General features: G+C 71.4%; 11 protein-coding genes. 6 read left to right on the top strand and 5 right to left on the bottom strand.

Annotated features, from left to right (window positions below; genetic code table 11):
* From STSP_RS00630 to STSP_RS00615, 4 genes are all read right to left on the bottom strand, one after another.
* On the bottom strand, positions 1-757 hold a 757-nt coding region (locus STSP_RS00630; protein ID WP_067270530.1), incomplete at its 3' end, for an SURF1 family cytochrome oxidase biogenesis protein.
* Between the two features lie 160 nt (positions 758-917).
* The gene (locus STSP_RS00625; protein ID WP_078066779.1) at positions 918-1,151 is read right to left on the bottom strand and encodes a hypothetical protein; all 234 of its coding nucleotides are present in this window, start codon (positions 1,149-1,151) and stop codon (positions 918-920) included.
* An 83-nt stretch (positions 1,152-1,234) separates the two neighbouring features.
* The gene (locus STSP_RS00620) at positions 1,235-2,215 is read right to left on the bottom strand and encodes a DEDDh family exonuclease (protein WP_067270543.1); all 981 of its coding nucleotides are present in this window, start codon (positions 2,213-2,215) and stop codon (positions 1,235-1,237) included.
* 192 nt (positions 2,216-2,407) lie between these two features.
* A complete protein-coding gene (locus STSP_RS00615) occupies positions 2,408-3,037 on the bottom strand; it encodes a TetR/AcrR family transcriptional regulator (RefSeq protein ID WP_067270541.1) in 630 nt (209 codons plus the stop codon).
* A gap of 207 nt (positions 3,038-3,244) precedes the next feature.
* On the opposite strand from STSP_RS00615, the gene STSP_RS00610 reads away from it, so the two are divergent.
* The 6 genes from STSP_RS00610 (at position 3,245) to STSP_RS00585 (ending at position 9,446) form a co-directional block, all read left to right on the top strand.
* On the top strand, positions 3,245-4,063 hold the full coding sequence (locus STSP_RS00610) for an acetoacetate decarboxylase family protein (RefSeq protein WP_067270526.1): 819 nt from the start codon (positions 3,245-3,247) through the stop codon (positions 4,061-4,063).
* Positions 4,063-4,947: an SDR family oxidoreductase gene (locus tag STSP_RS00605; protein ID WP_067270524.1), complete on the top strand. Its 885-nt coding sequence runs from the start codon at positions 4,063-4,065 to the stop codon at positions 4,945-4,947. The genes STSP_RS00610 and STSP_RS00605 overlap by 1 nt, the downstream gene beginning before the upstream one ends.
* A gap of 13 nt (positions 4,948-4,960) precedes the next feature.
* Positions 4,961-6,253, top strand: a complete 1,293-nt coding sequence (locus tag STSP_RS00600) for an amidohydrolase family protein (protein WP_067270522.1) — start codon at positions 4,961-4,963, stop codon at positions 6,251-6,253.
* Between the two features lie 20 nt (positions 6,254-6,273).
* Complete coding sequence (locus STSP_RS00595; RefSeq protein ID WP_067270539.1) at positions 6,274-7,536, top strand: amidohydrolase family protein; 1,263 nt, start codon at positions 6,274-6,276, stop codon at positions 7,534-7,536.
* A 264-nt stretch (positions 7,537-7,800) separates the two neighbouring features.
* On the top strand, positions 7,801-8,751 hold the full coding sequence (locus STSP_RS00590) for a sterol desaturase family protein (protein WP_078066778.1): 951 nt from the start codon (positions 7,801-7,803) through the stop codon (positions 8,749-8,751).
* Entirely contained in the window at positions 8,748-9,446 is a 699-nt protein-coding gene (locus tag STSP_RS00585; RefSeq protein ID WP_067270520.1) for a lysoplasmalogenase, read from the top strand. The genes STSP_RS00590 and STSP_RS00585 overlap by 4 nt, the downstream gene beginning before the upstream one ends.
* Here the strand turns inward: STSP_RS00585 and STSP_RS00580 are convergent.
* Positions 9,415-10,383, bottom strand: a complete 969-nt coding sequence (locus STSP_RS00580; protein WP_067270518.1) for a CopD family protein — start codon at positions 10,381-10,383, stop codon at positions 9,415-9,417. The two genes, STSP_RS00585 and STSP_RS00580, sit on opposite strands and share 32 nt — an antisense overlap.
* Between the last annotated feature and the right edge of the window lie 199 nt (positions 10,384-10,582).

Raw genomic sequence — 10,582 nt, 5'->3', positions numbered from 1 at the left:
CCCCCGCCGCCTCGTCCCGATCCCGCCGCTCCCGGCGAACAAGCACCACCCACCCGACGGGCACCCCGGCAGCGAACAACCACCACTGGATCGCATACGCCATATGCGGCCCGATGCTGCTGTGATCGGGCTCAGCAATCAGCTCGGGGCTGCCCCCTTTGGGCGCGGGCGACACCTGCTCGATGTAGCCGCCCAGCACCTCCCCGCCACCGAGACTCTTCGCCAGCTGCCTGCTGTTGATCAGCATGATCTGCCGGTCGGGAAGCCCTTGGACGTTCTTGATACCGCTCTCGGCGGTCGTCTCGTCGGCCATGAGCCGCCCGGTGACGGTGACCTCGCCCCGCGCCGGGGCGGGGATCTTCGGGAAGGCGGTCTGCGGGCCGTTCGCGGGGATCCAGCCGCGGTTGACGAGGAGCACCCGGCCGTCCTTGAGGACCAACGGGGTCAGGACATGGAAGCCGACCTCGTCATCGGAGTTGGTGCGGCGCCGCACGACGACCTCGTGCGCGGTGTCGTACGTCCCGGTCGCGGTCACCGTCCGGTACAACTCGGAGCGCGGCACGGTGTGGCCCGGCGAGGTGAGCTGCTCCACCGGCACCGGCTTCGCGGAGAGCGCGTTCGAGATCAGCGTGTTCTGCGCGACACGGTGCTCGTGCCGGTGCAGCTGCCAGAAGCCCAGCTGGATCATCGTGGGGATGAGGGCCAGGGCCAGGAGGGTGAGGATCACCCACTGCCGGGACAACAGGAAGCGGTACACCCCATTGACGGTACCTGGCACGTTTCGGCCCCCGGCGGGAGGGTCCCGTCGGGGGCCGCGCGTCCGGTTCGTCCCGATACCCACGCTTCGTCGCTGACACCCTGTCGCTCACACCGTCGCTGGCACCCTGTCGCTCACACCGTCGCTGGCACCCTGTCGCTCACACCTTGTCGATGATTCCCACCTTCCCCTCAGCGCGGGAGCAGTGGGCCCCGCAGTACCAGTGGCCGTCGACCTCGACTCCCTGGCCGATGATCTGGACCCGGCAGTGCTCGCAGAGGGGCGCCATGCGGTGGATGGCGCACGCGAAGCAGTCGAAGACGTGCACCGCGCCCTGCGCGTGCACCTCGAACGACATCCCGTAGTCGTTTCCGCAGACCTCACAACGTGCCATGCGCCACAGGGTGGGGTGCCGCGCGGCAGCGGGCGAGCCATCCGTGGGCGAGTCGCCCGGCAATCACCCGGTCGCCCCTGCCGTCACCCCTCGGACGCCGGGGCGACGTCCTGGAGGAGCTGCCCGAAGGCGGCCTCGTCCACGACCGGCGTGCCGAACTGCTTCGCCTTCGCGGTCTTGGAGGTGCCGGAGTCCGGGTCGTTCGTGACGAGCAGGCTGGTGAGCCGGGACAAGCTCGTGGCGATATGCAGACCGGCCTCGACGGCCCGGTCCTCCAACAGCTCCCGCTCGACGGAGGTGTCGCCCGAGAACGCCACACGCATGCCCTGTTTGAGGGGCTTGCCCGGCTCGTACCGCCCGGGGTTGGGATAAGGGCACGGCGGCCGCTTCCGCGACGGCCGCCAACCGCCTCCTCCGTAGGAGGGCTGACGGCCGATCCGCGGGGCGGCAGGGCTGTCCGACCACTCGGTGAGCGGCCGGCACTCCAGCAGCGGCAGCCGCACCCCGCCGCGCGCGGCGGCGTGCAGGCTCGGCCGGAACGCCTCGGCGAGCACGCGGGCGTCGTCCAGCGCATGGTGGGCGCGCTGCTGTACGACGCCGTAGTGCGCCGCCAGCGTCTCCAGTTTGTAGTTGGGCAGCGGAAGTCCGAGCTCCTTGGAGAGCGCGATGGTGCACAGGCGCTGACGAACCGGAGCAGTGCGCTTCGCGCGCGCGTACTCCCGGGCGATCATCGACCAGTCGAAGACGGCGTTGTGGGCGACGAGGACGCGGTCGGCGAGCCGGTTCGCGAACTCCTCGGCGATGTCCCCGAAGAGCGGTGAGTCCGACAGCACGTCACTCGTCAGGCCGTGGATCCACACCGGTCCCGGGTCGCGCTCGGGGTTGACCGTCGTGTACCAGTGGTCCTCGACCTCGCCGCGTGCGTCCAGCCGGTAGACGGCGGCCGAGACTATCCGGTCGTCCCGGGCGAGGCCGGTGGTCTCCACGTCGACGACCGCGTACCCCTTCGGATACGCGGCCGGCCACGGTCCCGCGGATACTGCGGTCGTACGGTCTTCGAGCATGGTCACTGAGGATACGGGCCCCGACTGACACTCCTCATACGGGCCATGACCGGCGGCACTCGACAGGGCATGTGCCGTCGGCCTGTTGACGGACCGGCCGGGCACCTCGCTCTCCGATGCGTCCTATTTGTACGAGTTGAGGGAGGGTCTGGCGGCCGAACTGACCGAACTGCCGCTTGCCCCAGTGGCTGCTCAGCGGGGCGGCGGAGCCTCGAGCAGCCCCCTCACCAGCGCCCGTACCGACAGGGTGAACAGCTTCTCCGTGTCGATGGGCGCGGCCAGTGCGCGGGCCAGTGCCGGATCGCCGTCCGCCGTGCGGGCACCCCACAGCTCCTCCTCGCCGGGGCGCTGCACGGGTGCGCGCTCGCGGTTGCGCTCGACCAGGACGTGGCCGACGACGTGGAACTGCACGGCCCGTACCACCTCGGCGGCGCGCGCCCCGTGCAGGCCCGCCGCGTGGACCTCCCGCGCCAGCACCTCCTGGGCGGGCAGGAACATCTGCTCGGTCAGGCCGCGTTCGTGCACCATCGCCACGAGGTGCGGGTGGTCGCGCAGCCGGCGGCGCAGGGCGCGGGCCACCGAGACGATGCGCTGGGCCGGGGTACGGCCGGTGGGGCGCAGTTCGCCGAGGTCGGCGACGGTGCGCTCGACGAGGGCGTCGAGCAGGGACTCGCGGTTGCCCACGTGCCAGTAGATCGATGTGACCGCCGTGCCCAGTTCGGCCGCGAGCTTGCGCATGGTCAGGGCCGCCGGGCCTTGCTGTTTCACCAGCTTCGCGGCGGCGTCCAGAATCTCGTCGCGGCTGAGTGACGGTCTCGCCATGAGTGCCCCCAAGTCCCCGGCGCGCTCGCCGGCTACGTCGTCGGCGTGCACGCCTCTTTACCTTCATCGGCGTCAGCTGTAACTGTGTTACAGGCCGTTGCCGGACCGCTGCCGCACCGCTGCCGGCGACTGCCACATCAGCTGCCGAGATCAGCAGCCGAGCGCCGGACCCCCGGCACGTCAGAGTCGACGAAGGGCGGGTACCACATGGCACGCGTACGGTACGGCGCGCGGACCGAGGCGGAGATCACCGCCGCGCGCACCGCGAACTCCGCACTGCCCGACATCTGGTCCACCGGCGTGGTGGCCGTCTGGGAGAGCGACCCGGACGCGGTGGCGGCCGTGCTGCCGCCGCCGCTCAAGCCCACCGGGCGCCCCTTGGTGCGGGCGAACATCAGCAAGGTCGAGCTGCCCGGCTATCCGCTGGGCGCGGGCTCGGTCGCCGTCGCCGCCGCGCACGACGGCGTCGAGGGCTGGTATCCGCTGGTCATGCCGATGACCCACGAGCGGGCTCTCATCGGCGGCCGGGAGGTCTTCGGGGAGCCGAAGAAGCTGGGCGAGGTGACCGTCGAGCGGGACGGCCTGGTCGTACGGGCGTCGCTGGCGCGGCACGGCATCGCGTTCGTCGAGGTGCGCGGCGCGGTGAGCGGGGCACTGCCGGTTCCGGAGCCCGCCCAGAAGACGGATTTCTACTTCAAGTTCCTTCCCGCCGTGGATGGTTCGGGCCTCGAAGGCGACCCCGTGCTGGTGCACTGCCTGCGCAACGAGAAGGTGCGCAAGCTCGAGCAGATCACCGGGGACGTCGTGCTGCGCGAGTCGATGTACGACCCGGTCGCCGACCTGCCCGTGCGCCGGATCGTCGAGATCACCATCGGCGAGAAGACCAGCGACCAGAAGGGCAGGGTCGCCGAGCGGGTGAGCGCGCAGGCGCTGCTGCCCTACATCCATCAGCGTTACGACGATCCGGCGCAGGTCCTCGACGGTCCGCCGGAGGGGTCGGCGGCAGCATCCGGGGGGAGTGCCTGATGGAGCTGCGGGCAGGACAGGTCGCCGTCGTCACGGGCGCGGCGAGCGGTATCGGGCTGGCCATGGCGCGGAGGTTCGCGGCCGACGGCCTCAAGGTGGTCCTCGCGGACGTGGAGGAGGGCGCCCTGGAGAAAGCGGCCGCCGGACTGCGCGAGGACGGGGCTCAGGTGCACGCGCGCGTGGTCGACGTCAGTGAGCGCGAGCAGGTGATGGCCCTCGCGGACGCGGCGTACGAGACCTTCGGCGCCGTCCACGTGCTGTGCAACAACGCGGGCGTGGGCTCGGGCGCCGAGGGCCGCATGTGGGAGCACGACCCGAACGACTGGAAGTGGGCCTTCGCGGTCAACGTGTGGGGCGTCTTCCACGGCATCCAGGCGTTCGTGCCGCGCATGCTGGCCGCGGGCGAGCCGGGGCACGTCGTCAACACATCGTCGGGCGACGGCGGCATCGCCCCGCTGCCCACCGCCTCCGTGTACGCCGTCACCAAGGCGTCCGTCGTGACGATGACCGAGTCGCTGTACGCCCACCTGAAGGCGGAGCACGCGCGCGTGGGGGCCTCGGTGCTCTTCCCCGGCCCGCACATGCTGCGCACCGGCCTGTGGGAGTCGCACCGCAACCGGCCCGCCCAGTACGCCAAGCAGAAGCCTCGCCGGACCCCCTACCGCAGCCTCGGCCAGTGGGAGGCGGCGATGCGGGAAGCGGGGAAGGAGGTGCAGTTCACGCCGGTCGAGGAGGTCGCTGACCTGGTGGCGGACGGCATCAGCGATGACCGCTTCTGGCTGCTGCCGCCGAGCGAGCACAGCGACCGGCAGATCCGGGCGAGGTCGCAGTCGATGCTCGACCGCGCCAACCCGTCGTATCTCGAGAGCTTCATCCTGGACTGACGAGGGAGCCGCCATGACGGACCCGCACGGGAACGACCCGTACCTGATCATCTCCTCCGACTGCCACGCCGGGCTCCCCACCGAGGAGTACCGGCCCTATCTGGACTCCCGCTTCCACCGGGCCTTCGACGACTTCCTCGCGGGGCGTGACGCGCGCCGCGAGGAGGCGACGCGCCTCGGCATCCGGAACGAGGCGTTCGCGAACAAGTGGTTCCAGGACAACGAGGAAGGACTGCGCGGCGGTTGGGACACCGCCCAGCGACTCAAGGAGCTCGACGGCGACGGGGTGGCGGCGGAGGTCGTCTTCCCGGACGCCGACGCCGTCGACAGCCAGACCGCCGCCCCCTTCGGCGTGGGCCTCGGGCTCTCCGGCGACCAGGACCCCGAGCTGGGCATGGCGGGGGCGCAGGCCCACAACCGCTGGCTCGCGGACTTCGTCTCCGAGAACCCCGAGCGGCACTGCGGTGTCGCCCTGCTGCCGGTCACGGCCGAGCCCGGCAAGGTCGTCGCCGAAATTCACCGCGCCAAGGAGTCCGGTCTCGGCGCCCTCATGATCCCCTCCATGTGGGTCGACAAGGCGCCCTACCACGACCGGCGTTACGACCCCGTGTGGGCCGCGGCGGCCGAGTGCGGGATGCCGGTGGTCACCCACTCGGGAGCGGCACCGCGCCACGAGTACGGCGACCACCTGGGCATCTATGTGAGCGAGGTGACCTGGTGGCCCGCGCGGCCGCTGTGGTTCCTGCTCTGGTCGGGCGCCTTCGAGCGGCACCCCGGCCTCAAGTTCGGTGTGGCGGAGTCGGGCTGCTGGTGGCTGCCGAACCTGCTGTGGTTCATGGACCGCCTCTACCTCGGCGCGCACGGCGGCAAGAAGCTCTCGCCGTTCGCCGAGCTGAAGCGGCCCCCGCACGAGTACCTGGACCGGCAGGTCTTCATCTGCGCCACCAACACCAAGCGCCGCGAGCTCGCCCTGCGCTACGAGATCGGCGTCGACAACATCCTCTGGGGCAGCGACTTCCCGCACCCCGAGGGCACCTGGCCCGACACGCGCGCGTGGCTCGCGAAGACCTTCCACGACATCCCCGTGGCGGAGACCCGCCGCATGCTCGGCCTGGCGGCGGCGGAGGTCTTCGGCTTCGACGTGCAGAAGCTGACCCCGCTGGCCCGCCGCATCGGCCCGACACCGGCCGAACTGGGCCAGCCCGCCGACCAGACGGCCGTCGAGGCGTCCTGGGCCCGCTCGCGCGAGGTGGGCCGCCACTGGCTGACCGACCACGACTTCCCGGCCCTGGGGGTGACCCCGTGACGACGACCGACCGAGACCCCGTGACGGCCACGACCGGCCGAGACCCCGCGACGGCCACGGCCGACCGCTACACCGTCATCTCCGCCGACTGCCACGCGGGCGCCGACCTCCTCGACTACAAGCCGTACCTGGAGTCCCGCCACCACGACGCGTTCGACGCCTGGGCCGACACCTACGTCAATCCGTACGAGGACCTGCTGGCCGACACCGCCGACAAGAACTGGAACTCCGACCGGCGCCTCGCGGAACTGGAGCAGGACGGCATCGTCGCCGAGGTCGTCTTCCCCAACACCATCCCGCCGTTCTTCCCGTCCGCGTCCCTGATGGCCCCGGCGCCGACCCGCGAGGAGTTCGAGCAGCGCTGGGCGGGCCTGCGCGCCCACAACCGCTGGCTCGCCGACTTCTGCGCGGCGGCGCCCGGCCGCCGCGCGGGCGTCTTCCAGATCCTCCTCAACGACGTCGACGAGGCCGTGAAGGAGATCCGCTGGGCGGCGGCCGCGGGCCTCAAGGGCGGTCTGCTCCTGCCCGGCACCCCGCCGGGATCGGGCCTGCCCGAGCTGTACTCCTCGGCGTACGACCCGATCTGGGCCACCTGCGCCGAACTCGGCGTACCCGTCAACCACCACGCCGGCTCCGCATCGCCGCCGCTCGGCGACGAACCGGCCGCGCGCGCCGTCTTCATGGTCGAGACGACGTGGTTCTCGCACCGGGCGCTGTGGCACCTGGTGTTCGGCGGAGCGTTCCGCCGCCACCCGGAGCTGAAACTCGTCCTCACCGAGCAGGGCTCGGGCTGGATCCCCGGCGTGCTCGACATGCTGGACTACTACCACGGACGGCTGGTGGCGGCGGCCACGCGCGCGTCCACCGCGGAGTCCAAGTTCGGTGCGGGACTTGCCGCTTCGATGGGCAAGGGCCCGAGCGAGGTCTGGCGCGAGAACTGCTTCGTGGGCGCGAGCTTCATGCGGCCCCACGAGGTACCGCTGCGCGACCGCATCGGCCTCGACAAGATCATGTGGGGCAGCGACTACCCGCACGACGAAGGGACGTATCCGTACTCCCGGGAGGGCCTGCGCATCGCGTACGCGGGTCTGCCGCGCGATGAGATCGCAGCGATGGTGGGCGGCAACGCGGCCCGTGTGTACGGCTTCGACCTGGACCACCTCGAGCCGATCGCGGCGAAGGTCGGCCCGACCGTGGAGGAGCTGGCCGCACCACTGAAGGAACCTCCGGCGGACGCCACCAGCCCGGTGTTCGCGGCCGGGGGAAGGGTCCGCGTCTGGTGATGGCGGGGTTGGTGCATGGCCGATCGCTCACCCGGGGGCAGAGGCTCCCCAGGTGAGCGATCAGGCACCCGGAAGTGACGCTACGCCCACCAGCGGTTCTCCGCACGACGAGCCTCCATAAGGGTGCATGGAGCGAGCGCCGCTGACCCGGAGACCGGCTGAAGATCAATGGCCGAAGCCACCAAGAAGTGGGCCCGTACCGCCGGTAATACTTGTCGGTAACGAGGTCTGGCCGCGGCCGACCCCGGCCTCTACGGTGCACCCATGCCGAACCTGCCCGATGTCGTGCTGTGGTCCATACCGGCCTTTGTCCTGCTGACCGTCGTCGAGATGGTGAGCGTCCGTCTCCATCCGGACGAGGACGCCGCCGGGTACGAGGCGAAGGACGCCGCCACCAGCATCACGATGGGGCTCGGCAGTCTCGTCTTCGACTTCCTGTGGAAGATCCCGATCGTCGCCGTCTACACGGCGGTGTACGAGCTCACGCCCCTGCGGGTGCCCGTGCTGTGGTGGACGGTTCCGCTGATGCTGCTCGCGCAGGACTTCTTCTACTACTGGTCGCACCGCGGCCACCACGTCGTGCGGATCCTGTGGGCCTGCCACGTCGTCCACCACTCGAGCCGGAAGTTCAATCTCACGACCGCGCTGCGGCAGCCCTGGACGACGTGGACGGTCTGGCCCTTCTACCTGCCGATGATCGCGCTGGGCGTGCACCCGGCGGCGCTCGCGTTCTGCTCGTCGGCGAACCTCGTGTACCAGTTCTGGATCCACACCGAACGCATCGGCAAGCTGCCCCGCGCCTTCGAGTTCGTCTTCAACACGCCGTCGCACCACCGGGTCCACCACGCGTCCCAGGGCGGCTACCTGGACCGCAACTTCGGCGGCATCCTGATCGTCTGGGACCGGCTGTTCGGCAGCTTCGTACCGGAGACCGAGCGGCCGGTCTACGGACTGACCAAGAACATCACGACCTACAACCCGTTGCGCGTGGCCACGCACGAGTACGTCGCCATCGCCAAGGACTTGCGGGCGGCGCACAGTTGGCGTGAGCGGGCGGGACGCGTGTTCCGCGGTCCCGGGTGGCAGCCGACGGGGCCCGAAGCGTCCACGGCCGGAACGGCCGGACGGCAGGCAGTCGGGGAGGGTGCGGCCGAGCGGCCGATCGTGGGGGAGGGGCCGGCCGGGCGGCAGACGGTCGGGGAGGGCGCTGCGTGAACCGTCGAGAGCGGGCCGCCCGCGCGCTGCTGGGGGCCTTCGTGCTCGCTGCGGTCGCCGATCTCGTCGCGCTGGCCGCCGGGGCCGACACCGGCCACACCGTCGTCAAGCCGCTCCTCATGCCGCTGCTCGCAGCCCATGCGGTCGCGCGGGGCGGGCCACCGCTCCTGCTCGGTGCGCTGCTGTTCGGATGCGCGGGTGACACGCTGCTGCTGTTCGACACCGATCCGGCGTTCCTCGCCGGGATGGCGTCGTTCGCGGCGGGACACGTCTGCTATCTGGTGCTCTTCGCAAGGCTCGTGCGCTTCACCGCACGCGCGCGTGCCGCCACCTGGATCCCGATCGCATACGGCGCTGTGCTCGTCGGCACGGTCACTCTGCTGTGGCCGGACCTTCCGGCGGAGCTGCGCGGACCCGTCGCCGCGTACAGCCTGCTGCTGACGGCCATGGCGTACGGCGCCGGCCGGCTCGGGTGGACGGCGGGCATCGGGGGAGCGCTCTTCCTGCTCTCCGACACACTCATCGCCACCGGCGTCGCGGAGTGGCCTCAGCTCCCGCGCCCGGACCTGTGGGTCATGGGCACCTATCTCGCGGCGCAGTACCTGCTCACCCGCGGGGTGCTCGAAGCCCAGCGTGCCACCGTAGCCGCGCGCCGTCCTGCCGCTACCAGCGGATCGGCAGCGGCAACGCCGTGAGCAGCGCTGACACGGCCACGACCAGGCCCAGTACGGCAACTTCCGCGCGCGCGGGGACGTACGCGCTGCACCGGTCGGCGGACCGCCTCAGGCGGCGCCTCGCCGTCAGCGCGAGGGCGGTGACGACGGCGACGAGGAGCACCTTCGCCAGCAGGGTGCGCCCGTAGGCCGTCGTCGCCAGCTGGTCGAGGACCGTGGACGGCGGCATCCGCCGCAGTGTGCTCCACAGCCCCGTCGCCGTGATCGCGGCAAGCAGAACGACCGCCACGCGCGCGTACAGGCCGAGAAGCGCCGCACCCGCCGTGGGCGCGGTCCGACGCCACAGCCGTATGCGGCGCAGCACGTGCAGCAGCCCGCCGGCCCACAGGGCTGCGCACGTCAGATGGACGAGAGTCAGGGCCGAGCCGACGAGCGGGGCGTCCTCCGTCGTGGGGTGCGCGCGCAGCGCCTCGGCGGCGATGACCGCGGCCAGCGGCAGCACCTGCGTCGCCGGACGGCGCGAGCGTGCGCAGAGTCCGGCGACGAGGAAGGCGTTGAACTCCAGCAGCGCGACCGCACCGTCACGGGTCTGGTAGAGCCCGCCGACGTCCATGTCGGAGAGCCGCTGCGGAACCAGGTTCCCGGTGGACGCCACCGAGGCCAGCCCCAGCGCCGCCACGCATCCCGCACCCGCCGCGAAGAGCGCCCAACTGCGCGGCGAGGGCTCCTGCGGCGCCCCCGGCACCCGCCGCGCCAGCCACCCCTCGAACACCCCACCCAGCTGCACGCACAACGCGGCGAACAGCACCATACGGAGCAGTCCGATCCCGCCGGCCCCGGGCGCCGCCGCCTCCCCGGTGCCGTGCAGGGCGGCCGACGGCCCGAGCAGCGGAACCAGCGCCGCGACGGCCACCAGGACGAGCACCGCGACGGCCCGCCCTGCGCCCTCCCGCCGCACGGGGGCAGTGGAAGCACCGGGAGCAGCGGGAGCGGGAAGGGACGCAACAGGAACGGAGGCGGGCGCGGGCGCCTCTCGGACGGGTCTTTCGCCGTTCGGGCCGGCTTCCGGTCGTATGGAGCTCACGGCAAGAGCTTCGCGAGTCGCCGCAGACCGGGGCAACTCCAGCAGGACAACTGGAACAACGGCATTCCGGTAC

Origin of the sequence: Streptomyces jeddahensis, assembly GCF_001642995.1 — a bacterium.
Lineage (GTDB): Bacteria > Actinomycetota > Actinomycetes > Streptomycetales > Streptomycetaceae > Streptomyces > Streptomyces jeddahensis.
This window is presented reverse-complemented; position numbering and strand designations above follow the sequence as displayed.